Source organism: Cyanobium gracile PCC 6307, from assembly GCF_000316515.1.
In the GTDB taxonomy this organism is placed as follows: domain Bacteria; phylum Cyanobacteriota; class Cyanobacteriia; order PCC-6307; family Cyanobiaceae; genus Cyanobium; species Cyanobium gracile.
In genome coordinates, this window is sequence record NC_019675.1 from 2,911,614 (window position 1) to 2,936,102 (window position 24,489).

The following is a 24,489-nucleotide window of genomic DNA, read 5'->3' on the forward strand; positions in this document are numbered from 1 at the left end:
ACGGCTTGGGAACGAAACGGGCGGCGGGAGCGGGCCGCCTGGTCAGCTCTGGCAGCGGGGGCACCAGTGACTGCTGCGCCCCCCCAGCTTCTCGCGCAGGATCGCCGTGCCGCAACGGCGGCAGGGGGATCCGCCGCGGCGGTACACCCAGGCCTGGCCGCCGTAGTTGCCATTGGTGCCCTGCAGGTCCCGGAAATCACTGAAGGTGGTGCCACCGGCGCCGATGCTGGTCTCCAGCACCTCCACCAGGGCCAGGCGCAGCCGCTCCAGCCGGCTCAGCGGCAGACGGCCGCTGGGTGTCTGGGGCAGGATCCCTGCCGCGAACAGGGATTCATCGGCGTAGATGTTTCCCACTCCCGCCACCAGCGACTGATCGAGCAGAGCGTTCTTGATCGGACGGCGTGAGCCCTTGAGCCGCTGCCGCAGGTAGGCGCCGGTGAAATCTGCTCCGAAGGGTTCGGGCCCCAGGCGCCGCAGACCGCCCATCACGGTCTCGTCGGCGACCCCGGGCGGCACCCACCACATCTGGCCGAAACTGCGGGTGTCGACAAAGCGCAGTTCTTCGCCGCCCCTGCTCCAGACCCGCACCCGGGTGTGGGAGCAGGGGGGACGGTCCTCCGCCAGCCACAGAAACTGGCCGGTCATGCGCAGATGCACCCCCCAGCGGCCTGCGGGGCTGCCGTCCGGGGCCTGGAGATCGGCCAGGAGGTACTTGCCGCGGCGCAGCCACCGGCCCACACAAAGGCCCCGAAGCGCCCTGCAGAAATCGGCAGGGTCTTCGGGGCTGGCAATGGCGCGGGCGCGGAGCACCTCGACACGCTCGATAACGAGACCGGACGTCTGAAGCTCGAGCCCCCGGCGTACGGTTTCAACCTCCGGGAGCTCGGGCATGCCCGGGATCGTAGGGCTGGGCTTGGAGGGCCGGGCCTGTCGCTCAGGCCTTGACGAGCTCGCTTTCGGCGAAGTTGTTGGTGTTGATGCCGCCGTCCGAGCCGCTGTAGCCGTTGTAGTTCACCTTCTCGAAGCGAACCACGACCGGGTAACGGATGCCGGAGGTGTCAATCGAGGCCACCGTTCCCACTTCGTTGTACCAGTAGGACTCGGGACGCTTGATCCGTACTTTGTCGCCGCGGGAGATGGCCATCGCTGGGCTGGAAGGTCGGGTGGTCTGCGCAGCGACCCTACCGGCGATCAGGGGCCCGTGCCTGGGCGATGTCACGGTTCGTTGCCGGCCCCGTGGCAGCATCCCCGAACCCACCGCCGGCCCCGCCGATGGTCCCGTCCATGGCCCTGCCCGAGGCCCCCCAGCTGCGCCTGGATCTGCCCGATCCGGAGAGCGACACCCTCAGCACGATGGAGTTCCTGGCCCGCCTGGAGGAGGCCTGGGCGGTCTGCGACCGTTTCGATCTGCAGACCGAAATCTGGCGCGGGCGGATCCTGCGTTCGGTGCGCGACCGGGAACGGCGGGGCGGCGAGGGGCGCGGCACCGGCTTCCTGCAGTGGCTGCGGGAGCGGGAGATCAGCAAGACCCGGGCCTACACCCTGATCCAGCTGGCGGAATCGGCCGACGGCCTGGTGGGCGAGGGCCTGCTGGAGGAGGCCAGCGTCAACAACTTCTCCAAGCGGGCCTTCCTGGAGACGGCCCAGGCGGACCCGGAGATCCAGCTGATGATCAGCGAGGCGGCTAACGAGGGCCAGCAGATCACCCGCAAGCAGGTGCGACGGCTCACCGATGAGTTCACCGCCGCCACGAGCCCCCTGCTGCCGGAGGAGATCCGCCAGCGCACCGCCGACAACCTGCTGCCCCCACGGGCCGTGGCGCCCCTGGTGCGGGAACTGGCCAAGCTGCCCGAGGATCAGCAGGACGACCTGCGTCGCGTGCTGCGGGATGAACCGGAGCTGGAGCGGGTCAAGGACGTGACGCTCACGGCCCGGTGGCTCAGCAAGGCGGCCGAGGCCGGTCTGGCGGTGCGGGCCTTCCAGCAGGGGAACCTCGACCTGGAGAAGGCCCTGCAGGAGGCCCAGCGGCTTGATGCCCTCGGCCTTCTGGCCGATGCCGTCGGCCAGGCCCTGGCCCTGGAGAGCGCCGTGCTCAAACTCCACACCAGCTGGCGCCGGCTTGGGGGGCTCCAGGAGCGCCTCTGGGTGGAGAGCGGCAGCAGCACGCCCCATCTGAGGGAGCTGCTCACTGTGCTGCAGAGCCTGAGCGGCACCACGATGCGGGTGTCCCTGGGGGAACTGGCCGGGGGCAAGCGGGTGCGCCTGCAGCTGGTGGAGGAGTCCCCCGACCAGCTGGATCCGCCCCCGCTGCACTGAGGCCTGCCGAACTGGCGCTCGCTGCACTGAATTGGGCGCTGAACGGCCACGGCGCCCCCATATCTGGTGGGAGCTAGGGTCTGGCGGTACCAGCGGTGGAGTGAGCTTGGGGGCCGATCCCCTCACCGAGAGCCTGCGGCGCCATTTCGGCTGGGAGAGCTTCCGGCCCGGACAGCGCCCGGTGGTGGAAGCCCTGCTCGCCGGCCGCGATTGCCTGGCGGTGCTGCCGACCGGGGCGGGGAAGTCGCTCTGCTTCCAGCTCCCCGCCCTGGTGCGGGACGGTCTGGTGGTGGTGATCTCCCCCCTGGTGGCCCTGATGCAGGACCAGGTGAGCCAGCTGCAGGCCCATGGCATCCCGGCGGCCTGTCTGCACCGGGGGCTGGATCCAGGGCAGCGCCGCCAGCTGCAGCAGCGCTTGGTGGCCAACCGGCTGCGGCTGCTCTATCTGGCTCCCGAGAGGGCCCAGGCGGAGGCCACCCGCCAGCTGCTCGATGAGGCCCTCGAGACCGGCCGGCTGGTGGCCCTGGCGGTGGATGAGGCCCACTGCATCAGCGCCTGGGGCCATGATTTCCGTCCCGATTACCGGCGCCTGGGCCAGCTGCGGGCCCTCTGTCCGGGCGTGCCGCTGGTGGCCCTCAGCGCTACTGCCGCCCCCCAGGTGCGGGCCGACATCATCCGCCTGCTGCAGCTCCGCCGACCCCTGGTGCAGGTGCGCTCCGCCCGCCGCGGCAACCTCGCCTACACGATGCGGCGGCGCCCCTCCGATCCCCTGGCGGAGGTGGTGGCGGCGATCGGCGAGGCCCGTGGGGCGGTGCTGATCTATGCCCGCACCCGTCGCTCGGTGGAGCAGTGGGCCGCGCGCCTGACGGCGGCCGGGGTGGAGGCGATCGCTTACCACGCCGGCATGGACCCCGAGAGCCGCCAGCTGGCCCTGCGCCATTTCCAGGAGCATCCCGCGCCGGTGCTGGTAGCAACCGTGGCCTTCGGCATGGGGGTCGATCGTCCCGACGTGGGTCTGGTGCTGCACCTCGACCTGCCGGCCAGCGCCGAGGGCTACCTGCAGGAATCCGGGCGGGCCGGTCGCGACGGGCTGCCCGCCCGTTGCCTGGTGCTCTTCGATCCGGCCGATCGCACCAGCCTGGGCTGGGCCATGCGCTCCGCCGGCCAGCAGCTCCCCCCCGACCAGCGGCTGCTGGAGCGCCACCGGCTCGAACTGGCCCAGCAGCAGCTGCGGCGCATCGAGGCGGTGGCCGAAGGGGAGGGCTGCCGGGAGCAGGCCCTGCTCCTGGCCGTGGGGGAGATCTCCTCGCCCTGCGGCCGCTGCGACAACTGCCTCTCGGCGCCGTCCCGCAGCGACTGGGCCCCCCAGGCCGCCGTGCTGCTCTCCGCCCTGGAGGACCGCAGTGGCCGCGACCTGCGCGGCCTGGCGGAGGACCTGGCCGGTGCCCACGGGGAGCCCGAGCCCTCCTGGGCCTGGCTCGCCCGCCGGCTGGTGCAGGAGGAGCTGATCAGTGAGAGCGATGACGGAGCCCAGCGCCTCTACCTGCGCCCCGTGGGCCGCAGCTACCTGCGGGATCCCTGGCCCCTGCGCTGGTCGGCCTGAACGGCCCTGGTGGGCTTCAGCTGCCGCGGGCCTTGCAGAGGTCGGAGACGAGCTGCTGCTCGAAATCGGCCTGGGGATCATCCCAGCTCTTCCACTGGCCGGCCTGGCTGGTGGCATTGAGCTTGCGAGCGCTGCAGTTGACGGCCAGGTAGAGAGATTCCCCCTGGGAATTGAGGGTCGGGGCCACCATGCTGCCGCCCATGGGCTGCCAGTTGGCCCAGTCCACCTGCAGGGGGCCGTAGTTGCGCCAGTCTGGCTTGCCGGGGCTCGCTGTCGCCGTGCTGGCGGGCCGTGGGGCGGCGGCCACCGTGGCCGGCTGGGGGCGGCGCGTTGGAGCCGGGGTGGCCCGGGCGACGCTGGGGGCGGGGCGGCTGGCGGCCGGGGTCTGCGCCGGTGCCGGCGCAGGCTTGGCTGCTGTCGCGGCCGGCTGGGGGCGGGCCGCCGGTGCCGGCGCGGGCCTGCTCGCCGTGGCGGCCGGCTTGGGCACCGGCTTCGCCGCCGCCGCGGGGCGGGCGGCCGGCCTGGGGGCGGGGGCGCTGGCTGGCTTCAGCCGCAGCCGGGTGCCGGATTCCACCAGGTCGGGGTCGCTGATCCGGTTGATGGCGATCAGCTGCTTCATCGGGACGCCGTAGGCGTCGGCGATCTGGGAGAGGCTTTCGCCGCTGCGAACCACGTGCTCGGAGGCCTTGCGGTTGACCGCGGCGACCGGGGCGGCGCTGCGGGAGGACGAGGGCACCACCAGCTTCTGGCCGGCTTCGATGTGGTCCGCCTTGCTGAGGCCGTTCAGCTGCATCAGCCGGCTGACGGTGATGCCGTGCCGCTCGGCGATCTCGGAGAGGGTTTCCCCGGGGGCCACGGTGAGGCTGCCGCCGGAGGCCCGGGGTCGGGCCGCTCCCCCCGGCAGCGTCAGGGTCCGGCCCGCTTCGACCAGATCGGGATCGCTGATCCCGTTCATCTTCATCAGGGTGGTCACGCTCACCCGGTGGCGCGCGGCGATGTCGGAGAGGGTCTCACCGGGCTTGACGGTCACCTGGGCAGCCAGAGCCGGCAGCGGCAACACCATGGCTAGAGCCAGGGCGATGAGGGGGCGGCGCATGGGCACTAGGGATAGCTGCAGGCACGTTAAGGTCCACGTCCAGGCCCGCCCAGCCCCCCTAGCCCATCAGACGGCGGACCAGGCCCAGCTTGCCGGCGTAGGGGGGAAAGCGGATCGGGGGGTCGGGCCGCAGCGACCGGCAGATCACACTGCGCTGATGGGAGAAGGTGAGGAAGCCAGCTTCTCCGTGGTACGCCCCCATGCCGCTGGGGCCGATACCGCCGAAGGGCAGGGAGGCCATGCCCCCCTGGATCACCGTGTCGTTGACCACCAGGCTGCCCGAACCGCTGCCCGCCAGCGCCCGTTCCCGCTCGGATGCGCCACCGCCGAACAGGTAGAGGGCCAGGGGTTTCGGGCCCCGGCGCACCAGCCTCAGGGCCTCCTCCAGGCCCGTCACCGTCAGCAGGGGCAGGATCGGGGCGAACAGCTCCTCCTGCAGCAGCGGATCGTCGTCGGGATCATCGACCGCCACCACGGTGGGCTCGATCCTCCGCCCGGCTTCGTCCCAGCCTCCGCCCAGCAGCACCTGGCCCTTCTCCCGCGCTTGGGCCAGCAGCCCCTGGAGCCACTTGAAGCGCGCCGCCCCGACCAGGCGCCCCAGGTCAGGGCTGGCCAGGGGATCCTGGCCGTACAGGGCCCGGGCCTGCTCGCGGAACGCGGCCACCAGGGCCTCCCGCCCCCCGGCCGCCACCAGCACGTGGTTGGGGGCCAGGCAGGTCTGGCCGGCGTTGAGGCAGCGCCCCCACAGCAGCCGCCGGGCGGTGATGGTCGGATCCGCATCCGCCAGCACGATCGCCGGGTTCCGGCCCCCCAGCTCCAGCGTCACAGGGGTGAGATGGCGGGCGGCGGCCCCCATCACCAGCCGTCCCACCCGCTCCCCGCCGGTGAAAAGGATGTGGTCGAAGCGCTCCCGCTCCAGCAGCCCGGCGGCCACGGTCCCGTCGCCGCCCACCACCTGGACCACCGTGGGCTCGAAGTGGCGGCCCAGCAGCTCGGCCAGCAGCGCCGCCGAGGCGGGGCTCAGTTCGGAGGGCTTGACCACGGCCGTGTTGCCCGCGGCCAGGACATGGAGCAGGGGGTGGAGACAGAGCTCGAAGGGATAGTTCCAGGCGCCGATGATCAGGACGCAGCCCAGGGGTTCGGTGCGCACCGAGCCCTGGCCCGGCCACGCCCACAGGGGCAGGGGGCGGCGGCGGGGACGCATCCAGCCGGCCAGGTGGCGGCGGGTGTGGCGCAGCTCCTGGCGCAGGGCCGCCAGCTCAAACCCCCCCTCCATGGCGGAGCGGCCCAGGTCGCTGGCCAGGGCCTCCAGCATCGCCGGCTCCGCCGACTCCAGCAGGCGGCCCAGCCGCTCCAGCTGCTCCAGCCGCCAGGCCAGGGGCCGGGTGGTGCCCCCCTCCACCAGGTCGCGCATCGTCGCCACCGGCACCGTCAGGGGGGAGGGGCTGGCGCTGGGGCTGGCGGGAGCGGCCGGTGTGGTCATGGGTGGGGCCCTTTCCGCCCAGGCTGGCAAATCCTTCCCCGCCGCGGCCCCGGCCGGACGGGTGGCGCTCAGGGGGCGCCGCAACCGGCCTGGAACACGGCTCGCCGCAGGTTGTCGAGCCGGGGGGAGGCCGGGCCTTCAATGGCGTAAAGCAGGGCCAGGCCCAGGCTGAGGTCGCCCCGGTCGAACGTGCGCTGGATGGAGGCCCACCAGGCGAGCGGATCGCGGCCCAGGCCGTCGAGCTCCCGCTGGGCGCGCTCCATCCGTTCGGCCGGATCGCCCTCCAGCAGGATGATGGCGAAGTCGTCCCTGCGGACGCCCACGGGCCTCAGCAGCAGCTGAAACTGCTGGCCCGGGCGGATCGGCGCCAGGGGCCAGGCGATCGGCCCCTCGATGGGCTCGCCTGGGAGAGCCCGTTGCTGCCAGAGCAGCTCACCGGCCCGTTCGATCCGCACCTCCTCAAGGCTTTCGGTGCTCAGGATCGTGGGGGCTCCTACCGGGACGGCGGCCACGGCCTCGGCCCGGGCATTGAGCGCCAGCCTGGGGGTGAGCACGCAGACCGTGGCGGCCAGCAGGCGAGCTCCTGGGGGCAGCAGGGCCAGGGCAAGGCCCAGACCGATCGCCAGGCAGGTCCGGCGCACGGCGGGGAGCAACGGGATGCTGACCAAGGGAATCCAACGACGCTAACGGCCGCCGGCGCTCACCCGGCCACGCTCAGCAGGTTGAGGCCGTGCAGTCCTTCAAAGAGCAGGTAGGCCCCGAGCACCAGGGCGAGGACCCCCACGAGCCACTCGGCCTTGTGCTGCAGCCAGTCCTCCAGGCGCATGATCGGCTCCCTGATCGCCCCGCCGCTCACCAGCCAGGCCAGGGGCGGCAGCAGCAGCAGGGAGCTGGCCATCAGGGTGAACAGGCCCGTCACCTCCGCGTCAGCGGTGAGGCCGGGATCGTTGAGCAGCAGCAGGCCGGCCTCCTTGAGATAGAAGACCAGGTTCTCCGGGGTGAGCAGGGCGCTGGTGGCGCCGATCAGCACCAGGGTGAAGGTGCTGAAGTCGGGCAGCTGGTTCATCAGCCGCAGGGCCATCCCCTCCTCGCCGATGTTGGCCTGGGGCGTGAGCTGGTACAGCCCCAGGCCCACGAGGGCGCCGGCCCCGAGCAGGTCGATCAGCACCTGCTCCCGCTCGCCGTGGCTGAGGCTGATGGCGAAGGTCTCCCCGAGCACCATCAGCAGCACGATGGCGAGGGCATTGGCGGCTGCCCAGCCCGCCACGTAGGCCATGGCGCGCTTCAGGGGGTCACGGCCCAGCAGCAGCAGGGTGACCACCGCGATGTGCAGGGGGCTGAAGGCGATGCCGATCCCGAACAGGGACGACTGGGTGATCAGGGCCGGAGACAGGAGCGCGGGAACGCTGAGGCAGACGGGAGATAACAGGGGCGGCAAGCAGACCGTCCGGGCGGCGGAGGTCCCGCATTCTCGGGCATGCTCCCGGCCCACCGCGAACGGAACCCCATTGCCGCCTCAGGAGTTGCGGGGAGGGGAAGGGGCTGGGGGGGAAAGCCCTTGACGAGACTTGAACTCGTGACCTCTCCCTTACCAAGGGAGTGCTCTACCGCTGAGCTACAAGGGCATGTGGAAGGTGGGCCGGGTTGGATTTGAACCAACGTAGGCAGAGCCAGCGGATTTACAGTCCGCCCCCATTAACCACTCGGGCACCGACCCGAACCACACCCTCAGAACTTACCAGCCGACCTTCCCGCCTCCTCCCTGCCCTTCCCCCCTTATCCCCTCCCCGATGCGCCTGCTCGTGCTCCATGGTCCCAACCTCAACCTGCTCGGCCAGCGGGAGCCGGGCCTCTACGGCAGCAGCACCCTGGCGGCCATCGATGCCGCCCTCGAGCAGCAGGCCGCGGCGCTGGGGGTGGAGCTCACCTGCTTCCAGAGCAACCACGAGGGGGCCCTGGTGGACCGCATCCAGCAGGCCGGAGGCCAGGCCGGCAGTCCGGCAAGCGACGGGATCCTGATCAACGCCGCCGCCTACACCCACACCTCGGTGGCGATCCGTGATGCCCTGCTGGCGGTGGCCCTGCCCTTCGTGGAGGTGCACCTCAGCAACACCCACGCCCGCGAGCCCTTCCGCCATCGTTCCCTGCTGGCGGACCGGGCCCTGGGGGTCATCTGCGGCTTCGGCCCCACCAGTTACCGCCTCGCCCTCGAGGGCCTGGTGGCCCATCTGCGGGCCTCGGCATGAGCGGCGCCTCCCTGCCGGTGGCGGCCGAGGCCCCGGTGGCGGCGGCGGCCCGGGTGCGGTGGCTGGCGGCCCCCAGCAGCGCCGCCTGGCTGGAGCAGGCCCTGACCCACCCGGAGCTGCTGCTGATCGACCACGCCCACTGCGAGCGCAAGGCGGCTGGCGCCGCCCTGCAGCTGATGTTCCGCTACCCGTCCGACGGGGAGCTGGCGGCCGTGCTCAGCCCCCTGGCCCGGGAGGAACTGGAGCACTTCGAGCGGGTGCAGGCCCTGCTGGAGCGGCGCGGCATCGGCCTGCGGGCCCTGGCCGCCCCGCCCTACGGCGCCGCCCTGGCCGCCCTGGTACGCCGGCAGGAGCCGGAGCGGATGCTCGACAGCTTCCTGGTGGCGGGTCTGATCGAGGCCCGCAGCCACGAGCGGATGGCCCTGCTGGCCGCCCACAGTCCCGATCCGGAGCTGCGGGATCTCTACGCCGACCTGCTGGCCAGCGAGGCGCGCCACTTCGGCCTCTACTGGGTGCTGTGCGAAAGGCGCTGGCCCCGGCCGTTGGTGGCCGATCGGCTCACGGCCCTGGCCGCGAGCGAGGCGCAGGTCCTGGCCAGCCTCCATCCCCAGCCGCGCATGCACAGCTGAGGTCAGTCGCTCAGGCCGTGGCGGCCAGGATCTCCTCCAGCAGCGGGAAGCGGGACGCGATCGGATCGCCGGTGAAGCTGGCCACCCAGCCGTCGCTGTTGTCGAAGAAGCGCAGGGCGCAGAAGGACGGGCGCTCGCCGGTGTCGAACCAGTGCCGGGTGCCCGCCGGCACCCCGATCCAGTCGCCCTGCTCGCACACCAGCTGGAGCACCTCGTCGCCGATGTGCAGGCAGAAGAGTCCGCGGCCCTCCACGAAGAAGCGCACCTCGTCTTCCGCGTGGGTGTGCTCGGAGAGGAACTTCGCCCGCAGGGCCTCCCGGTCCGGATGGTCCGGGCCGAGCCGGATCGCGTCCACCGTGCGGTAGCGCCCCTCGGCCTGCACCCGGGCGATCTCCGCGGCGTAGGCAGCCAGGATCGCGGCCTGGTCGGCGTCCGTCGCCAGGGAGGCCGGCGTGGCCCAACGCTCGAAGCGCACCCCCCGGGCCTCAAGCTCCCGGGCGATCAGGTTGGCGTCGCTGCTGCGCAGCAGGGGGGCGGCGTGGCCGTCGCCGGCGGCGGAACGGATCACCAGGTGGGTCATCGGGGCGCTCCAGGGCGGTCGGAGGATCTGCAGCCTAGAAAGGTCTGCAGCGGACTTCCCCCCATCGCCGACCGTGCTGCCAGTGCCGGCCTCACCCTGGTGGGGGTGGGGCCCGGCGATCCCGACCTACTCACCGTGGCGGCGGTGCGGGCCATCGAAACCGCCGACACCATCGCCTACCCGGTCGCCCGCGAAGGGGCCGAGGGGATGGCGGCCGCCGTGGCCGGCTCCTGGATCGACCCCGGCCAGCGGCGCCTGCCCCTGGTGTTCCCGATGGTGGCGGCGGCTGAGCCCCGCCGGCAGGCCTGGCACGCCGCCGCCGACCGCCTCGCCGCCGAGGTGGCCGACGGGCGGTCGGTGGTGCTGCTCTGCGAGGGCGACGTGTCGCTGTTCGCCAGCAGCAGCTACGTGCTGCTGGCCCTGCGGGAGCGCCACCCCGCCCTGCCGGTGGGCCTGATCCCCGGCATCAGCGCCGTGGCGGCGGCGGCTGCCGCCGGGGCCTGGCCCCTGGCCCTGCAGCAGGAGGGGCTGCTGATCCGCCCCACCCCGGAGGAGCCCGGCCAGCTGGAGGACCTGCTGGCCCAGGCGGCGGCCGCTGGCTGGGTGCTGGCCCTGCTCAAGCTGGGTGGCCGCTGGCCCTGGGTGCGGCCGCTGCTGGCCGAGCGGGGCCTGCTGGCGGACGCGTTGTTTGCCCAGCGGGTGGGCTGGCCCGACCAGCGGCTCTGCCCGGCGGCCGAGGTGCCCGCCGCCGAGGCCCCCTACTTCTCCCTGCTGCTCATCCGGCAGGGGTGGCCGGCGGTGCTTCCATGACCGTTCGTGTTTTGCCCCGCCCTTGCCGATGCCTGCCGCCGGGATGACCGCCACCGGGATGACCGCTACTGGGATGACCGCTACTGGGATGACCGTCACCGACTGGTTCGCCCTGCTGCACCCGGTGCTGATCATCCTCTTTGTGTACCCGGTGGTGGGCGCCACCATCCGGCTCGGGATCCTGGCGCGGGAGCGTCGCCTCGACATCAACCCCCTGCCGCCGACGGTGGGGGTGGAGCACACCGACCATGGCCGCTGGGTGACCTCGGGCGTGGTGGTGGCGGTGCTGATCGCCATGGCGGCCACCTATGCCCGGGGTGGCGCCGTCGTCGTCGGCGGCTCCGGCACCGGCGTGGCCCTGCTGCTGGCCGGAGTGGGCTGCCTGGTGAGCTGCCTGGCCCTGTGGCGGGCCAAGGGCGCCGGGCTGCGGGCCGGTTTCGCCCTGATCTGCTGGCTGGGACTGCTGACCCTGGGAGCCCAGCCCGCCCTGTGGCACCTGGGCCGCAGTCCCTTCGACGGTTCGGTGTGGGGGTCCCACTACTGGAGCGGGGTGCTGCTCTGCGGCCTGCTGCTGTTCGCCATGGCGGCCGCCCCCGAGACCCTGCGTTCCCCTCGGATGCGGCGCCTGCATGTCAGCGCCGCCTTTCTCACCGCCCTGCTGCTGGCGGTGCAGGCGATCAGCGGCAGCCGGGACCTGCTGGGCATGGCGCTGGGCCAGTGATCTCCAGCTCCGCCTCCGCCCGGTGCAGCAGCCCCAGGGCACTCTCCAGGCTGGGGGCCACCATCAGGTCGCGCCGCAGCCGGGCCGCCCCGGCGAAGCCCTGGCAGGTCCAGCCCAGGTGCTTGCGGGCGATCAGCAGGCCCTGATCGCCGCGGGCGGCCACCAGGGCCTCCATGTGCTCCCGGGCCAGGGCGATCCGGGCGCGTGCGTCGGGCTCCGGCGGCAGAGGCCGGCCGGCGAGGGCCGCGGCGATGCGCCCCACCAGCCAGGGGCGCCCGAGGGTGCCCCGCCCCACCATCACCCCGTCGGCGCCCGTGATCGCCAGGCAGCGCAGGGCCTCCTCCGGGCCGGTGATGTCGCCGTTGGCGATCAGCGGAATCTGCAGGGCCGCCTTCACCCGGGCGATTGCCCCCCAGTCGGCTTTGCCGGAGAACCCCTGCTCCCGGGTGCGGCCGTGCAGGGTGAGGGCGCGGGCGCCGGCGTTCTGAAGGGCCAGGGCGAAGCCCACCGGATCGGCACTGGCCCCGCACCAGCCCAGCCGGGTCTTCACCGTCACCGGCACCCGCACCGACGCCGCCACCGCCGCCACGATCCGCAGGGCCAGATCCGGCTGGCGCAGCAGGCCGCTGCCGCCCCCCTTGCGGGCGATCTTGCGCACCGGACAGCCCATGTTGATGTCGATCAGCCAGGCCCCGGCGGCCTCAGCCCGGCGGGCCGCCTCGGCCATGGCGTCGGGCCGGTGGTCGAACAGCTGCACCCCAACGGGGCCGGGATCCTGGTCGAGGGCCGCCATCTTGGCGCCGCCGTGGCCCAGCTCCAGGGCCGTGGCATTCACCATCTCCGTGAACAGGAGGGCGTCGGGGGCCCAGCGACGCACCAGGGCGCGGAAGATCCCATCGCTCACCCCCGCCAGGGGCGACTGCAGCACCCGGCAGCTCAGCAGCCGGTCGGTGCCGTTGCCGGCCAGGTGGAGCGGGCCGTTGGGGGAGGGATGGGGAGCGGGACTGGGCATGCTGGGGTGACTCTCGGATGCCGAACGCCGCTTTGGACGCTGCCGCCGCTCCCCTCTGGAAGCCTGATGGCGCCCCGGGACCCTTTCCCCTCAGCCGCGCCCTGCTGGAGGCGGTGCTGGATGACCGCACCAGCGATCGCTTCGTCTGCCGACTGATCTGGGAACGGCTGGGCTACCGCCCCGCCGCCGACGGACGCTGGCAGGCCGGGCCCGACACCCCGCCGGCCTGGGCCGAGGCCTTCCCCGAGGCGCCGCAGCTGATCGCCGAGCGGCCCGCGAGCGTGCGGCTCACCCGCTCGATCGCCCCCGAGCACAAGCAGCTGCTCAAGCAGCAGCTGGGCTTCGCCGGTTACCGCATCGGCGGCCTCTACCCCCGCCGCACCCGGCGGGCCACGGCGGTGAACTGGCTGCTGGCCGATCTGGCCGCATGCGGCGAACCCCTCCCGGCGGCAGGCCCGCTGCCGGAGCTCCTCGATCCGCCCGAGGACCCGGTGGCCGGCCATCCCGGCGATCCCCCGGTGGGTTGAGGCGTCCGTGGCTCTGTAGGGTCTAGGTAACGCATCCGTCGTAAGGAATAAGTCAGATTGGCGCTCCCCGTCGTCGCCGTGATCGGACGCCCCAACGTGGGCAAGTCCACGCTGGTCAACCGGCTGTGCCGCAGCCGTGAGGCCATCGTCCACGACCAGCCCGGTGTGACCCGGGACCGCACCTACCAGGAGGGTTTCTGGGGGGACCGCACCTTCCGCGTGGTGGACACCGGCGGCCTGGTGTTCGACGACGACAGCGAATTTCTGCCGGAGATCCGGGAGCAGGCCAACCTGGCCCTGGCCGAGGCGTCGGTGGCGGTGGTGATCGTGGACGGCCAGCAGGGGGTCACCGCCGCCGATGAATCGATCGCCGAGTGGCTGCGGGGCCACAACGTCCCCGTGCTGCTGGGGGTGAACAAATGCGAGTCCCCTGACCAGGGCCTGGCGATGGCGGCCGATTTCTGGGGCCTGGGCCTGGGCGAACCCCACCCGATCTCCGCCATCCACGGAGCCGGCACGGGCGATCTGCTCGATCGGGTGATCAGCTTCCTGCCGGCCACTACCGAGACGGATGAGGCCGAGCCGATCCAGCTGGCGATCATCGGCCGCCCCAACGTGGGCAAGTCCAGCCTGCTCAATGCCATCTGCGGCGAGAACCGGGCCATCGTCAGCCCGATCCGCGGCACCACCCGCGACACCATCGACACCACCCTGGAACGGGAGGGTCTCACCTGGAAGCTGATCGACACCGCCGGCATCCGGCGGCGCCGCAGCGTCGACTACGGCCCGGAGTACTTCGGCATCACCCGCAGCTTCAAGGCGATCGAGCGCAGCGACGTCTGCATCCTCGTGATCGATGCCCTCGACGGTGTCACCGAGCAGGACCAGCGCCTGGCGGGGCGGATCGAGGAGGACGGCCGCGCCTGTGCCGTGGTGGTGAACAAGTGGGACGCCATCGAGAAGGACAGCCACACCATGAGCGCCATGGAGAAGGAGCTGCGCGCCAAGCTCTACTTCCTCGACTGGGCGCCGATGCTCTTCACCTCCGCCCTCACCGGCCAGCGGGTGGAGAGCATCTTCGCCATCGCCGCCGTGGCCGTGGAGCAGCACCGCCGCCGGGTGAGCACCTCGGTGGTGAACGAGGTGCTGCAGGAGGCCCTGCGCTGGCGCTCGCCCCCCACCACCCGCGGCGGCCGCCAGGGCCGCCTCTACTACGGCACCCAGGTGGCGACCCGCCCCCCCAGCTTCACCCTGTTCGTCAACGATCCCAAGCTGTTCGGCGACACCTACCGCCGCTACGTCGAGCGCCAGATCCGCGAGGCCCTTGGCTTCGAGGGATCGCCGGTGCGCCTCTTCTGGCGCGGCAAGCAGCAGCGGGACGCCGAGAAGGAGCAGGCCCGCCACCAGAGCCGGGGCGGCTGAGGTCGATGGGGATGGCGATTCCGGGGGCGATCCAGGGGGGCCTGGCCTGAATGGACTGGTTGCGGCAGCTGCCGATCGGTCAGTACGTCGATGACGGCGAGGGCGGCAAGACCGGTGGCCGAGGCAGTTGGCTGAAGCGGCTCGATCCGCGGGTGAAGCTGGTCTGGACGGTGGCGTTCCTGGTGACGCCGATCCTGGCCGGGCCCCTCTGGCGGCTGGCCCTGGTGGGGCTGCTGCTGCTGATCACCGCGTTCAGCGGCCTGCCCTGGCGCCTCTGGCGGCAGACCCTGCCGCTGCTGATCGCCCTGGCCCTGCTGGTGGGCCTGCTGGCCGCCCTGCTGCCGGCCGCAGGGAGCCCGCCGGCCAGCCTGCAGCGCCCGCCGGGGGAGCTGCGGCTGGTGCCCGGTCCCCCAGGTGCCCCGCCTGTGTCGCGGGCGGGCCTCTCCTGGGAGCTGGTGCGCTGGGGCCCCGTGACGGCCGGATCGTTGGAGCTGGGCCCCCTGGTGGTCACCCGCCGCTCGGCCGAACTCGGCATCAACGGCGCCACCCTGCTGTTCACCGTCATCCACAGCGCCAACCTGCTGCTGCTGTCCACCCCCCCCGAGGAGCTGGTCTGGGCCATCGCCTGGTGGCTGGGCCCCCTGCGGGTCCTGGGCTGGCCCGTGGAGCGCCTGGGCTTCACCCTGCTGCTGTCCCTGCGCTTCCTGCCCCTGGTGCAGGAGGAGCTCCAGAACCTTCTGCGCTCCATCGCCACCCGGGCGGTGAATCTGCGTCGCCTGGGCTGGAAGGCCAGTCTCGGCCTGGTGCTGGCGGTGGGGGAGCGGCTGCTGGCCAACGTGCTGCTGCGTTCCGAGCAGGGGGCTGAGGCCCTGATGGCGCGCGGCGGCATGTGGCTTCCCCCCGACCGCCTGCACCAGCCGGCCGCCACCCCCTCCGGCGCCAGCCTGGCGGCGGTGCTGGCCCTGGCGGCCCTGCTGGCGCTGCGCTGGAAAGTCGGTGCCCTTTAATGGCCGCAGCCTGCAGGGAGTCGTGAGCACGGAGCGCTATCTGAACCACCCGACCTTCGGGATGCTCTATCGGGTAGCGCCGGTGGCCGAGAGCCGCGATCTGTATGCCACCCTCTACGCCCAGCGGATCTTCTTTCTGGTCACCCTCCAGGAGCGCGGCGCCCATTTCGAGGTGATTCCCCTGATGGACGCCCGCCACTTCGCCGAGCAGAACCTGGCCCGCTGCCGCCGCGAGGGGCCGGAGGCCCAGGCCCGCTGGCGCCAGCTCTTCGACCAGACCTTCATCTGATGGCGGCGGCGTCGCCCGGGGCGGCGGAGGCGTTCGGTTCCACCCTGGCGGAGCGGCTGGGGACATTGCAGGCGGCGTTGCCGCCCTCCACCCGCCTGCTGGCGGTGTCCAAGGGGCATCCGGCCGAGCTGATGCGCCAGGCCGCGGCCCTGGGCCAGCGGAGCTTCGGGGAGAGCCGGCTGCAGGAGGCCATCGCCAAGCAGGACGCCCTGGCCGACCTGCCCGATCTCGATTGGCACTTCATCGGCCGGCTGCAGGCCAACAAGGCGCGGGCCGTGCTGCGCCACTTCGGCACCATCCATTCCGTCGACAGCCTGGCCCTGGCCGGGCGGCTGCAGCGGATCGCCGCCGAAGAGGGCCTGACCCCGGGGATCCTGCTGCAGGTGAAATTCCGCCCCGACCCGGCCAAGACCGGCTTCGAACCGGAGGAGGTGCGGGCCCTGGGGGCCGACCAGGATCGGCTGGCCCCCCTGCGCTGCCTCGGTCTGATGACCATCGCCCCCCTGGGGCTCACCGCCGGGGAGCGGCTGGAGCTGTTCCGGGAATGCCGCGCCCTGGCCGATGCCCTGGGGCTGCCGGACTGTTCGATGGGGATGAGCGGCGACTGGCGCGAAGCGGTGGCGGCCGGCAGCACCTGGGTGCGCCTCGGCAGTGCTCTGTTCGGAAGTCGCCCAATCCAGCCATGAAAGGGCGTTGGGATCTTGCCGGCTCGGATGTGGGACGCTATTCAAGGCCAAGCATCCTTCCCGAGGTCGACTCCGTGTCGTTGTTCTCCCGCCTGCGTGCCGTCGTCTCCGGTGACGACTATCTCGATGGCGACTTTGACGACGAACTCGACTACGACCCCGGCGACAGCACCACCGCCGCGGCCACCTCGACGGCGAGCAGAAACACCGGAGCCCTGGCTCTGAGCACCGATTTCTCCAGCGACGATCCCTTTGCCGGCACCAACGTCATCGGCATGCCCGGCATCACCAGCGCCGTCGCCGAGGTGTGCCTCATGGAGCCGCGCAGCTTTGACGAGATGCCCCGTGCGATTCAGGCCCTCCGCGAGCGCAAGACCGTCATCCTCAACCTCACTATGATGGAGCCGGACCAGGCCCAGCGGGCCGTGGATTTCGTCGCCGGTGGCACCTTCGCCATCGACGGGCATCAGGAACGGGTGGGCGAGAGCATCTTCCTGTTCGCCCCCAGCTGCGTCACGGTCACCACCGCGGGCGGTGAGGAAGCCGCCTCCCCCACGGTGGTCTCCGGGCGCACCGGCCCCGTCGATGATCAGCAGGAGGCCGCCCCCAGCCCCGCCTGGGGCCGTTCGGATGCCATGGTCTGACACCATCGGAGTGGTGGGCCTCGGCCGCATGGCCCGGGCCCTGCTGCTGCCGCTCCTCGACGCCGGCCTGCTCGAGCGCTCCGCCGTCCGGGCGGTGGTGGCCAGCGAGGCTTCCGCCCGGCGGCTGGGCGACGAACTCGGGGTTCAGGTCAGCACCGATGCCGCCCACGCCTGGGCCGCTCCGGTGGTGCTGCTGGCGGTGAAGCCCCAGCAGATCGAAGCGGTGGCCCCCGCAGCGGCGGCCGCTCTGTCGGCGGCACCCAGCGGCGCTGAGCCCCTGCTGATCTCCGTGCTGGCGGGAGTGACCCTCGCGCGGCTGCAGGCCCTGTTCCCTGGAAGGGCCTGTGTGCGCGCCGTGCCCAACACCCCCGCCCTGGTGCGCGCCGGACTCACGGGCCTGAGCTGGGGTGAGGGCGTCGGCGAGGCCCGGCGCGAGCAGGTGCGGCGGTTGTTCGCCCAGGTGGGGGAGGTGCTGGATCTGCCGGAGCCCCAGCTCGATCCCTTCCTGGCCCTCACCTCCTCCGGTCCCGCCTTCCTGGCCCTGGTGGCCGAATCGATGGCGGACGGGGCGGTGGCGGGGGGGCTGCCCCGGCCCCTGGCCATGCACCTGGCCCACCGCACCATGGCGGGCACGGCCGCCTTGCTGCAGGGGCAGGAGCTCCACCCCGGCCAGCTCAAGGACATGGTGACCAGCCCCGCCGGCACCACGGCCGCCGGGCTGCGGCAGCTGGAGCGGGCCGGCCTGCGCTCGGCCCTGATCGAGGCCGTGCTGGCCGCGGCGGAACGCAGCCGCCAGCTGGCCTGAACGTCAGCTGCGACCGGCCCCCAGCTTCGGCTCCGTGCCGGCCATCAGCCGCTGCAGGTTGCTCCGGTGCCGCCAGAGCACCAGCGCCGTGGTGAGCAGGGCCAGGCTCAGGTAGGCCGGCCGCAACCCGTCGGCGCCGAAGGAGCCCAGCATCAGCAAGGGCAGCGACAGGGCCGCGACCACGCTGGAGAGCGAGACGATGCGGCTGAGGGTCAGGGTGGTGAGGAAGATGCCGAAACAGGCCAGGCCCACGGGCCAGGTCAGGCCCAGCAGCATCCCCAGGCCGGTGGCCACCGCCTTGCCCCCTTTCCAGCCCAGCCAGAGCGGCCAGATGTGGCCGGCCAGGGCCGCCAGACCCGCCGCCACCACCCACCAGTCGCTCACGGCGCTGAAGCCGAGGGGCTGGAGCACCGCCTTGGCCAGCAGCACGGCGGCCGTTCCCTTGAGCACGTCGAGCAGGAACACCACCAGGGCCGGACCCTTGCCCAGCACCCGCAGCACGTTGGTGGCGCCGGTGGAGCCGGAGCCTTCCTGGCGCAGGTCGACGCCGGCGAGCCAGTGGCCCGCCAGCCAGCCGAAGGGAATCGAGCCGAGCAGGTAGCCCGCCGGCAGCACCAGCAGTTCGGGGAGGAAGGCCATGGCAGGAATGGGCTGGAGGGTCAGTAGAGATCGGCTTCGGCGTCGAGCTCCCCGGGGCCGGCGGCGAAGGCCAGCCAGAGGGGGAACTGCAGGATCGGAATCTCGATCACCTGCTCGGCCGCGTCGATCACGATGAAGGGCAGTTCCCCCCGCTCCTCGAGTCGGTCGGCCCGCTCGATCAGGGCATCGGGGCGCTCGAACAGCACGATGCCGCTGGCGGGGCCGAAATCGTCGCGGCTCAGCCCCAGGCAGTCCTGCAGCCCCCGTCGCCATTCCCCGAGGCGCTCCGGCTGGCTGGCCAGCACCAGGGTCTGGAAGCGCTCGCCGTAGAGCTCCCCCAGGATCGCGATCGCCGCAGCCGCCGCCAGGGCATTGCGGCTGCGGCTGCCGCCGCTGGGTTGGGCGCCCCGACCGCCCTGGGAGAGGAACCAGTCCTCCAGCCGTGTGGCGGCGGAACCCTCGAGGGTCCGGCGCAGTTTCCAGGGATCGGCGTAGAAGTCGGGCTGGCCGCCGAACTGCTCCAGCCGCTCCCGGATCAGGTCCGCATCGTCGCTGAACAGGCCCGCGGCGGCCGGGGCCGCGGTGACCTGGGGAGCCCCGCTCGCCTCGGTTCCGGTCGTCGCCTGGTCGAGGGGGGAGGGCTGCACCACCAGCGGCTGCACCACCAGCTCCATCTGCTCGGCGGCGGCGGCCAGATCCTGCAGGGCCCCCACCAGGTAGTCCTGGAAGCCCTTGAGACGCCGGGCGATCGCATCCGACTGGCCGGCGAAGCTGCCGGCGATCTCCTGGCGGATCTGCTCCCGGCGGCTCTCCAGTTCGCTGATCTCACCCAGGAGTGCGGCACGCCGTTCCCGCAGTTCCGTCAGGGCCAGCTCCACCAGCCCACTGGTGTCGGGGTTACCGGTTGCCGGGGTGGTCCCGGGAAGGGGCTCCGGCGGGGTGATGGCGGGCGGTTCGGGTTGGTCGCTCATGGCAGGCGGGGGGGCAAGACGGCGGGGGGTTCAGGGGAAGGGGCGGGCGGCAGGCGCCGCTCCAGCTCCTCCCGCAGGGCCGTGGCGTCGAACAGCATCGGCAGCAGGTGAAGGCTCTTCTGCTCCCGGAAATAGAACAGCACCGGCAGGGCCGGCCACCAGACCCGCCAGCCGATCCATTCGTCGTAGGGAAAGCGCCGGATCACGGTCTCGCCACGGGACACCAGCAGGGCGTCGGCCGCGAAGCGCAACCGCAGCAGGGCCGTCTGCAGCAGCAGGAACAACCCCATGAGCCCCATGGCCAGGGCCGGCCAGAGCGCGGGGCCCCACAGGGGCCGCAGCTCCAGGGTGGCGACCGCCAGACCCAGCAGCCCGAGCGGCACCCAGGCCCGGGGGCGGAGGACCACAACGTTCGCGCCGGCGGCGCCGTCGGGGACGGCGCTGGCCGGAGGGGGGGAGGGGGTGGAGGTCATTGGCCGAAGAGCAACTGGGTGAGCAGCACGTCCACCAGGGCGACGCTGACAAGAATCATGACCACCGCGCCGGTGGTGCTGGCGCCCACCTCCTTGGGGCCCCCCCGGGTGGTGAGCCCCCAGCCGCAGGCGATCACAGCGATCATCAGGCCGAACACCACGGCCTTGAGCAGCATCGAGGGCAGGTCGTCGGGTTTCATCCAGACCCGCACCGAGTTCCAGAAGACGCTCGGAGGAATGCTGTACAGGAGGGTGCTGCTCACCTGGCCCGACCAGATCGCCATCCAGAAGAACAGCAGGCACTGCACCGGCGCCATCACCACCATGGCCAGCACCCGCGGCACCACCAGGTACTCCACCGGGTCGGTGCGCAGCATCGTGATGGCGTCGATCTGCTCGGTCACCTTCATGGTGCCCAGCTGGGCGGCGTAGGCGGTGGCCACCTTGCCGGTGAGCAGGGTCGCCGTGAGCAGGGGGGCGATCTCCCGCGAAAGGCCCAGGGCCAGCAGCCCCCCCACGGCGGCGCTGGCTCCCTGCTTGGAGAGTTCGGCCGCCACCTGGATGTTGAACACGGTGCCGGCCGCCAGGGCGGTGATCAGCACGATCAGGAAGCTGCCCGGTCCGGCCTCCAGCAGTTCCTGAACCAGGTCGACCATGCCGATGCGGCCACGGGCGATGGCACTCACCGCCTGACCGCCGATCATCAGGCTGGCCCCCAGCCGCTGCAGCCAGCGGGGCGGCTTCATGGCGCGGAGGGCGTCAGGGTCTCCGGCTCGGGGCCCCGCTCCGGCCAGCGCCGCATCACCACCAGGCCCAGCACCACCAGCAGCGCCGGGATCAGGCCCATGCACATCCGGATCGCCAGCAGGGCGCTGTCCGGCTGCAGGATGCCCTTGGCCGCCTGGTAGCCGCTCAGGCTCATCAGGTTGCCGAAGAAGAACAGGGCCAGGCTGATGCAGATCTTCTGGGTGAACACCATCCAGGCGCTGTAGAGCCCGGCGGGCTTCTCCGGATCGGCATCGATGGCGTCCGGAAGCAGCGCCCAGGGGATCAGGTAGGCGGTGGAGGCCCCCAGTCCGACAATCAGGATCGTCACCACCAGGGCGGTGAGACGCACCATGTTGGTGGTGGAGGCGGTGGGGCCCAAGGCGGCATCAAGGGGCACCAGCAGCATCGCCATCACACAGGCGGCGATCCAGAGGGCGGTGCCCCAGTGCAGGGCGGTGAGGCGACCACGCCGACGGGCGACGGCGGTCCAGAGCTGGAGTCCCACCAGGGTGCTGATCTGGAAGGGCAGCAGGATCCAGTTGCTCCAGCCCTCCGGCAGCCGCATCACCACCGGCAGGAAGATCAGCGCCGCCGTCTGCATGATCTGCAGGGCGCACCAGAGCAGCAGGTAGAGCCCCAGCACCATCTGGAAGCGTCCGTTGCTGCCCACCCGGGCCAGAAGCCGCCGGGTGGTGCCCCGCTGGCTGGTGGGCCGCTGGCAGTTCCGCGCCGCCGGGGCGATGCCCCAGCCGCAGAGCAGGGTGGAGCAGGTGATCAGCACCCCCGAGAAGATCCCCACCTGCAGGTAGCTGTCGGGGTTCTGGTGATCCTTGAGCAGCACGCCCCCCAGCACAATCCCCACCAGGCCGGCGATGATCGAGCCGGTGAACCGGGCGCTGTTGAGGCGGGTGCGCAGGTTGACGCTGGTGGTGAGCTCCGCCGCCAGGGCGGAGTAGGGAAGGTTGACGCAGGTGTAGAGGGTGTTGGCCACCATCGAGATGGCCACGAACACGGCGAACCGGACCCAGAGCCCCCCCGGCGGCAGCCACCACATCAGGGCCATGGCGAAGCCGAGCGGAACGGCGCTGCCCAGGATCCAGGGCAGCCGGGGTCCCCAGGAGGACCGGGTCTTGTCGCTCAGCCAGCCCACGATCGGGTCGTTGATGGCATCCCAGAGCCGGGCGGTCATCAGCACCAGCCCGGCCATCCAGGCCGGCAGCCCCGCCGCTGAGGTGTAGAAGATGAAGAGGTAGAAGCCGATCAGGGAGGCGGCCATGCCGGTGCCGGCGTCCCCCATGCCGTAGGCCAGGAGCACCCGGCGGCGCTCACCTGCGGGAAGGTCCGCCGTGTCCACCACACCCGACGGCAGGTGCGGCGCTGCCGGTGGCGGGATGGACGGCGTGGGGGTGGTCAAACCTGGAGGGGCTCCGGTGGTGGTCGTCGGGTTGTGGCCGTCCGGTGCAGGTCATAATGCTGCAGCCGGTTTCGGGGAACCAGTTCCGAAGAACCGGTCGCCAGTACCCCTGTACTGCTGCGGGCGTAGTTTAGTGGTAAAACCTCAGCCTTCCAAGCTGATGATGCGGGTTCGATTCCCGCCGCCCGCTTGCTCCTCCGCCGGAGCCACCGCCGCCGCTCCCTCCTCAGGCTCCTCGAGCAGGGGGGTCGCCACCAGCAGCATCAGGCTGCGGCTCTCCAGGGGCGCCGTCGGCAGCAGCCAGGGATCGGGTTTCGCCGGCAGGTCATGGTCGCCGGGAATGGCCGTGTCGATGACCCGCCGCCAGCCCGCGGCCTGGGCCGGCAGCTGGAACTGCATCGGCTGGTAGTAGGCGTTCATGCCGCACCAGAGCAGGGGGCCGAGGCTGGCGTCATGCAGGCTCCAGCCCAGGCAGTGGGACCAGCTGGCCCAGTCGGGCTTGCCCAGCTCGAGCCCGTGCCACTCCCGCCAGAGGGGCAGGCTGCCGGCGCCCCGGGCAGGGCCGGCAGGGGCCGGTGCCAGGGGCAGCTCCTGGTTGAGCAGGGGGGCGAGCCGCTGACGCAGTTGGATCAGGCGCCGCAGAAAGCGGCGCAGGGCCATGTCCCCGGCGTCCGGCTGCCAGTGCATCCACCCCAGGGGGTTGTTCTGGCACCAGGTGTTGTTGTTGCCCCCCTGGCTGCGCCGCACCTCATCGCCCATCAACAGCATCGGCACCCCGGGGGCCAGCAGCAGGGAGGCCAGCAGGTTGCGCAGCTGCCGGTCCCGCAGGCCGTTGACGCCGGCGTCGCTGCAGGGACCCTCCACGCCGTGGTTCCAGCTGTTGTTGTGGTTGTCCCCGTCGCGGTCGTTCTCGCCGTTGGCCAGGTTGTGCTTGCGGTCGAAGCTGACCAGGTCCGCCAGGGTGAAGCCATCGTGGGCGGTGAGGAAGTTGATCGTGCGGCCCACCGGAGAGGGCTGGCCATTGAACAGATCCGGATTGCCTGACAGGCGCTGACTCAGGCTCCAGGTGGTGCGGTCGTCCCCCTTCCAGAAGCGGCGCACGTCGTCGCGGAAGCGGCCGTTCCAGCTGGCCACCCGCCGGGCCGGGAAGTCGGCGAGCCGGTAAAGGCCGCCGCAGTCCCAGGGTTCGCTCACCACCTTCAGATCGCTGAGATCGGGATCCGCCTCCATCTCCTCGAACAGGGGAGGCGCATCGAGGGGGGCCAGGGCCTCCCCCCGGGTCAGGGCGATGCCGAGGTCGAAGCGGAAGCCGTCGATGCCCAGCTCCGTGCTCCAGCACCGCAGGGACTCCAGGATCAGGCGCCGCACCAGGGGGCGGTTGGCGGCGATCGTGTTGCCGCAGCCGCTGACGTCGAGGTAGTCGCCCCTGGCCGTCTGGTGGTAGTAGAGGGCGTCGCCGAAGCCGCGCCAGCTCAGGGTGGGGCCCTCCTGGTTGCCTTCGCTGGTGTGGTTGTAGACCACATCCAGAATCACCTCCAGGCCAGCCTGGTGGCAGGCCGTCACCAGCTGGCGCACCTCGTGGCGACCCTGCAGCGGGTCGCGCTCGACCAGATAGGCCGGATGGGGCGCCATCCAGCTCACGGGGCTGTAGCCCCAGTGGTTGAACCGCCCGGCGGGGGCGTCCTGGGGATCGAACGCCATCACCGGCAGCAGTTCGATCGCCGTCACCCCCATCGACTGGAGGTAGGGCAGGGTGTCGATCAGCCCCAGCAGGGTGCCCTGGCGTTCCCCCGGCACCGGGCAGCCAGCGCCACGGGTGAAACCGCCCACGTGCAGCTCGTAGATGACGCTCTTCTGCCAGGAATGGCGCGGCCGGGGGGCGGCGTCGAAGTCGAACCGGTCCCGCTCGGTGACCACCCCCTTGAGGCAGGCGGAGGCGTTGGGGACGGCGCCGACGGCGGCGCCCCGCTGGTAGACGTCCCAGCCGGTGATCGCCCTGGCGCAGGGATCGAGCAGCACCTTGGAGGGGTTGAAGCCATGGCTCCCGGGCTGGATCGGGCCGAACACCCGGTAGCCATAGCAGCAGCCGATCCCGAGGCCTTCCACCTCCACATGCCAGTGCTCACCGGAGCGGTGGGCGGGGTCGAGTTCGATCACCTCCAGGGGTTCCCGGGCGGCCCCGTCCGCGAAGATCAGCAGCTCGATGCGGGTGGCCAGGGGGGCCACCACGGAGAAATTGACGCCCCGGCGTGTGACGGAGGCCCCCAGTGGCCAGGGATGTCCGATCCGGGTCGCCGACAAATCATTGGCCTGGGTTGTGCCCAGGCTACGCCGGGCCTCCGGAAGCT

The 24,489-nt window shown here is 71.9% G+C and carries 27 protein-coding genes and 3 tRNA genes; 14 read left to right on the forward strand and 16 right to left on the reverse strand.

Annotated features, from left to right (window positions below):
- Nucleotides 1-42 precede the first annotated feature (42 nt).
- Nucleotides 43-891, reverse strand: a complete 849-nt coding sequence (locus CYAGR_RS14035) for a DNA-formamidopyrimidine glycosylase (RefSeq protein ID WP_015110497.1) — start codon at nt 889-891, stop codon at nt 43-45.
- Between the two features lie 43 nt (nt 892-934).
- Nucleotides 935-1,144 (reverse strand): photosystem I reaction center subunit IV, encoded by a 210-nt coding sequence (locus CYAGR_RS14040; RefSeq protein WP_015110498.1) that lies wholly within the window; start codon nt 1,142-1,144, stop codon nt 935-937.
- Nucleotides 1,145-1,284: 140 nt separating this feature from the next.
- Between CYAGR_RS14040 and CYAGR_RS14045 the strand changes: the two genes are divergently transcribed.
- Nucleotides 1,285-2,316 (forward strand): hypothetical protein, encoded by a 1,032-nt coding sequence (locus CYAGR_RS14045; RefSeq protein ID WP_245552536.1) that lies wholly within the window; start codon nt 1,285-1,287, stop codon nt 2,314-2,316.
- A 106-nt stretch (nt 2,317-2,422) separates the two neighbouring features.
- On the forward strand, nt 2,423-3,919 hold the full coding sequence (locus CYAGR_RS14050; RefSeq protein WP_015110500.1) for a RecQ family ATP-dependent DNA helicase: 1,497 nt from the start codon (nt 2,423-2,425) through the stop codon (nt 3,917-3,919).
- A gap of 16 nt (nt 3,920-3,935) precedes the next feature.
- Here the strand turns inward: CYAGR_RS14050 and CYAGR_RS14055 are convergent, their stop codons facing one another.
- The 6 genes from CYAGR_RS14055 to CYAGR_RS14080 form a co-directional block, all read right to left on the reverse strand.
- Nucleotides 3,936-5,015: a LysM peptidoglycan-binding domain-containing protein gene (locus CYAGR_RS14055; RefSeq protein WP_015110501.1), complete on the reverse strand. Its 1,080-nt coding sequence runs from the start codon at nt 5,013-5,015 to the stop codon at nt 3,936-3,938.
- Nucleotides 5,016-5,073: 58 nt separating this feature from the next.
- Nucleotides 5,074-6,498 carry an aldehyde dehydrogenase family protein gene (locus CYAGR_RS14060; RefSeq protein WP_015110502.1) on the reverse strand — a complete coding sequence of 475 codons (1,425 nt, stop codon included), beginning with the start codon at nt 6,496-6,498 and terminating at the stop codon, nt 5,074-5,076.
- 68 nt (nt 6,499-6,566) lie between these two features.
- Nucleotides 6,567-7,166, reverse strand: coding sequence for a hypothetical protein (locus tag CYAGR_RS14065; RefSeq protein WP_015110503.1), 600 nt, complete (start codon nt 7,164-7,166; stop codon nt 6,567-6,569).
- A gap of 32 nt (nt 7,167-7,198) precedes the next feature.
- Nucleotides 7,199-7,936, reverse strand: coding sequence for a GAP family protein (locus CYAGR_RS14070; protein ID WP_015110504.1), 738 nt, complete (start codon nt 7,934-7,936; stop codon nt 7,199-7,201).
- Between the two features lie 115 nt (nt 7,937-8,051).
- Nucleotides 8,052-8,123: transfer RNA gene (locus tag CYAGR_RS14075), tRNA-Thr, on the reverse strand.
- A 10-nt stretch (nt 8,124-8,133) separates the two neighbouring features.
- A tRNA-Tyr gene (locus CYAGR_RS14080) sits at nt 8,134-8,215 on the reverse strand.
- A gap of 73 nt (nt 8,216-8,288) precedes the next feature.
- Between CYAGR_RS14080 and aroQ the strand changes: the two genes are divergently transcribed.
- Nucleotides 8,289-8,744, forward strand: a complete 456-nt coding sequence (gene aroQ, locus CYAGR_RS14085) for a type II 3-dehydroquinate dehydratase (RefSeq protein WP_015110505.1) — start codon at nt 8,289-8,291, stop codon at nt 8,742-8,744.
- Complete coding sequence (locus tag CYAGR_RS14090) at nt 8,741-9,373, forward strand: MiaE family protein (RefSeq protein WP_015110506.1); 633 nt, start codon at nt 8,741-8,743, stop codon at nt 9,371-9,373. The genes aroQ and CYAGR_RS14090 overlap by 4 nt, the downstream gene beginning before the upstream one ends.
- Nucleotides 9,374-9,383: 10 nt before the next feature.
- Here CYAGR_RS14090 and CYAGR_RS14095 read toward each other — a convergent pair whose 3' ends face one another.
- Nucleotides 9,384-9,953 carry a 1,2-dihydroxy-3-keto-5-methylthiopentene dioxygenase gene (locus CYAGR_RS14095; RefSeq protein ID WP_015110507.1) on the reverse strand — a complete coding sequence of 190 codons (570 nt, stop codon included), beginning with the start codon at nt 9,951-9,953 and terminating at the stop codon, nt 9,384-9,386.
- A gap of 99 nt (nt 9,954-10,052) precedes the next feature.
- Between CYAGR_RS14095 and cobI the strand changes: the two genes are divergently transcribed.
- Both cobI and CYAGR_RS14105 read left to right on the forward strand, forming a co-directional pair.
- Nucleotides 10,053-10,763: a precorrin-2 C(20)-methyltransferase gene (cobI, locus tag CYAGR_RS14100; protein ID WP_015110508.1), complete on the forward strand. Its 711-nt coding sequence runs from the start codon at nt 10,053-10,055 to the stop codon at nt 10,761-10,763.
- 88 nt (nt 10,764-10,851) lie between these two features.
- A complete protein-coding gene (locus CYAGR_RS14105; protein ID WP_156818485.1) occupies nt 10,852-11,484 on the forward strand; it encodes a DUF4079 domain-containing protein in 633 nt (210 codons plus the stop codon).
- Here the strand turns inward: CYAGR_RS14105 and dusB are convergent.
- Nucleotides 11,441-12,496 (reverse strand): tRNA dihydrouridine synthase DusB, encoded by a 1,056-nt coding sequence (gene dusB / locus CYAGR_RS14110; RefSeq protein WP_015110510.1) that lies wholly within the window; start codon nt 12,494-12,496, stop codon nt 11,441-11,443. The two genes, CYAGR_RS14105 and dusB, sit on opposite strands and share 44 nt — an antisense overlap.
- Nucleotides 12,497-12,513: 17 nt before the next feature.
- Here dusB and CYAGR_RS14115 point away from each other — a divergent pair, with 17 nt between their 5' ends.
- From CYAGR_RS14115 to proC, 7 genes are all read left to right on the forward strand, one after another.
- Complete coding sequence (locus CYAGR_RS14115) at nt 12,514-13,023, forward strand: DUF1823 family protein (RefSeq protein ID WP_015110511.1); 510 nt, start codon at nt 12,514-12,516, stop codon at nt 13,021-13,023.
- Nucleotides 13,024-13,080: 57 nt separating this feature from the next.
- The gene (gene der, locus CYAGR_RS14120; RefSeq protein WP_015110512.1) at nt 13,081-14,445 is read left to right on the forward strand and encodes a ribosome biogenesis GTPase Der; all 1,365 of its coding nucleotides are present in this window, start codon (nt 13,081-13,083) and stop codon (nt 14,443-14,445) included.
- A 50-nt stretch (nt 14,446-14,495) separates the two neighbouring features.
- Entirely contained in the window at nt 14,496-15,452 is a 957-nt protein-coding gene (locus CYAGR_RS14125) for a CbiQ family ECF transporter T component (RefSeq protein ID WP_015110513.1), read from the forward strand.
- Between the two features lie 22 nt (nt 15,453-15,474).
- Nucleotides 15,475-15,741: a PipX family protein gene (locus CYAGR_RS14130; RefSeq protein WP_015110514.1), complete on the forward strand. Its 267-nt coding sequence runs from the start codon at nt 15,475-15,477 to the stop codon at nt 15,739-15,741.
- A complete protein-coding gene (locus CYAGR_RS14135; RefSeq protein WP_015110515.1) occupies nt 15,741-16,427 on the forward strand; it encodes a YggS family pyridoxal phosphate-dependent enzyme in 687 nt (228 codons plus the stop codon). The genes CYAGR_RS14130 and CYAGR_RS14135 overlap by 1 nt, the downstream gene beginning before the upstream one ends.
- Nucleotides 16,428-16,501: 74 nt before the next feature.
- Nucleotides 16,502-17,071 carry a cell division protein SepF gene (locus CYAGR_RS14140; protein WP_043325926.1) on the forward strand — a complete coding sequence of 190 codons (570 nt, stop codon included), beginning with the start codon at nt 16,502-16,504 and terminating at the stop codon, nt 17,069-17,071.
- Complete coding sequence (proC, locus tag CYAGR_RS14145; protein ID WP_015110517.1) at nt 17,058-17,876, forward strand: pyrroline-5-carboxylate reductase; 819 nt, start codon at nt 17,058-17,060, stop codon at nt 17,874-17,876. Before CYAGR_RS14140 ends, proC begins: the two co-directional genes overlap by 14 nt.
- A gap of 3 nt (nt 17,877-17,879) precedes the next feature.
- On the opposite strand, the gene plsY is transcribed toward proC, so the two are convergent.
- The 5 genes from plsY to CYAGR_RS14170 are packed head-to-tail and all read right to left on the reverse strand — an operon-like array spanning nt 17,880 to nt 22,141.
- Nucleotides 17,880-18,515 (reverse strand): glycerol-3-phosphate 1-O-acyltransferase PlsY, encoded by a 636-nt coding sequence (gene plsY / locus CYAGR_RS14150; protein WP_015110518.1) that lies wholly within the window; start codon nt 18,513-18,515, stop codon nt 17,880-17,882.
- A 20-nt stretch (nt 18,516-18,535) separates the two neighbouring features.
- On the reverse strand, nt 18,536-19,486 hold the full coding sequence (locus tag CYAGR_RS14155; RefSeq protein ID WP_015110519.1) for a DUF3086 domain-containing protein: 951 nt from the start codon (nt 19,484-19,486) through the stop codon (nt 18,536-18,538).
- On the reverse strand, nt 19,483-19,959 hold the full coding sequence (locus tag CYAGR_RS14160) for a DUF3119 family protein (protein ID WP_015110520.1): 477 nt from the start codon (nt 19,957-19,959) through the stop codon (nt 19,483-19,485). The genes CYAGR_RS14155 and CYAGR_RS14160 overlap by 4 nt, the downstream gene beginning before the upstream one ends.
- Nucleotides 19,956-20,705 (reverse strand): MlaE family ABC transporter permease, encoded by a 750-nt coding sequence (locus CYAGR_RS14165; protein WP_015110521.1) that lies wholly within the window; start codon nt 20,703-20,705, stop codon nt 19,956-19,958. Before CYAGR_RS14165 ends, CYAGR_RS14160 begins: the two co-directional genes overlap by 4 nt.
- The gene (locus CYAGR_RS14170) at nt 20,702-22,141 is read right to left on the reverse strand and encodes an MFS transporter (protein ID WP_015110522.1); all 1,440 of its coding nucleotides are present in this window, start codon (nt 22,139-22,141) and stop codon (nt 20,702-20,704) included. Before CYAGR_RS14170 ends, CYAGR_RS14165 begins: the two co-directional genes overlap by 4 nt.
- Nucleotides 22,142-22,260: 119 nt before the next feature.
- Here CYAGR_RS14170 and CYAGR_RS14175 point away from each other — a divergent pair.
- Nucleotides 22,261-22,331, forward strand: a tRNA-Gly gene (locus tag CYAGR_RS14175).
- Here the strand turns inward: CYAGR_RS14175 and CYAGR_RS17425 are convergent.
- Nucleotides 22,286-24,442: a glycogen debranching protein gene (locus CYAGR_RS17425; RefSeq protein ID WP_015110523.1), complete on the reverse strand. Its 2,157-nt coding sequence runs from the start codon at nt 24,440-24,442 to the stop codon at nt 22,286-22,288. The genes CYAGR_RS14175 and CYAGR_RS17425 overlap by 46 nt on opposite strands.
- Between the last annotated feature and the right edge of the window lie 47 nt (nt 24,443-24,489).

Bases quoted from the DNA above. Each gene is read 5' to 3' on its own strand.
- CYAGR_RS14035 (WP_015110497.1), bottom strand. From the start codon at position 891: ATGCCCGAGCTCCCGGAGGTTGAAACCGTACGCCGGGGGCTCGAGCTT.
- CYAGR_RS14040 (WP_015110498.1), bottom strand. From the start codon at position 1,144: ATGGCCATCTCCCGCGGCGACAAAGTACGGATCAAGCGTCCCGAGTCC.
- CYAGR_RS14045 (WP_245552536.1), top strand. From the start codon at position 1,285: ATGGCCCTGCCCGAGGCCCCCCAGCTGCGCCTGGATCTGCCCGATCCG.
- CYAGR_RS14055 (WP_015110501.1), bottom strand. From the start codon at position 5,015: ATGCGCCGCCCCCTCATCGCCCTGGCTCTAGCCATGGTGTTGCCGCTG.
- CYAGR_RS14060 (WP_015110502.1), bottom strand. From the start codon at position 6,498: ATGACCACACCGGCCGCTCCCGCCAGCCCCAGCGCCAGCCCCTCCCCC.
- aroQ (WP_015110505.1), top strand. From the start codon at position 8,289: ATGCGCCTGCTCGTGCTCCATGGTCCCAACCTCAACCTGCTCGGCCAG.
- CYAGR_RS14090 (WP_015110506.1), top strand. From the start codon at position 8,741: ATGAGCGGCGCCTCCCTGCCGGTGGCGGCCGAGGCCCCGGTGGCGGCG.
- CYAGR_RS14095 (WP_015110507.1), bottom strand. From the start codon at position 9,953: ATGACCCACCTGGTGATCCGTTCCGCCGCCGGCGACGGCCACGCCGCC.
- CYAGR_RS14105 (WP_156818485.1), top strand. From the start codon at position 10,852: ATGACCGTCACCGACTGGTTCGCCCTGCTGCACCCGGTGCTGATCATC.
- dusB (WP_015110510.1), bottom strand. From the start codon at position 12,496: ATGCCCAGTCCCGCTCCCCATCCCTCCCCCAACGGCCCGCTCCACCTG.
- CYAGR_RS14115 (WP_015110511.1), top strand. From the start codon at position 12,514: ATGCCGAACGCCGCTTTGGACGCTGCCGCCGCTCCCCTCTGGAAGCCT.
- CYAGR_RS14125 (WP_015110513.1), top strand. From the start codon at position 14,496: ATGGACTGGTTGCGGCAGCTGCCGATCGGTCAGTACGTCGATGACGGC.
- CYAGR_RS14135 (WP_015110515.1), top strand. From the start codon at position 15,741: ATGGCGGCGGCGTCGCCCGGGGCGGCGGAGGCGTTCGGTTCCACCCTG.
- proC (WP_015110517.1), top strand. From the start codon at position 17,058: ATGCCATGGTCTGACACCATCGGAGTGGTGGGCCTCGGCCGCATGGCC.
- plsY (WP_015110518.1), bottom strand. From the start codon at position 18,515: ATGGCCTTCCTCCCCGAACTGCTGGTGCTGCCGGCGGGCTACCTGCTC.
- CYAGR_RS14155 (WP_015110519.1), bottom strand. From the start codon at position 19,486: ATGAGCGACCAACCCGAACCGCCCGCCATCACCCCGCCGGAGCCCCTT.
- CYAGR_RS14160 (WP_015110520.1), bottom strand. From the start codon at position 19,959: ATGACCTCCACCCCCTCCCCCCCTCCGGCCAGCGCCGTCCCCGACGGC.
- CYAGR_RS14165 (WP_015110521.1), bottom strand. From the start codon at position 20,705: ATGAAGCCGCCCCGCTGGCTGCAGCGGCTGGGGGCCAGCCTGATGATC.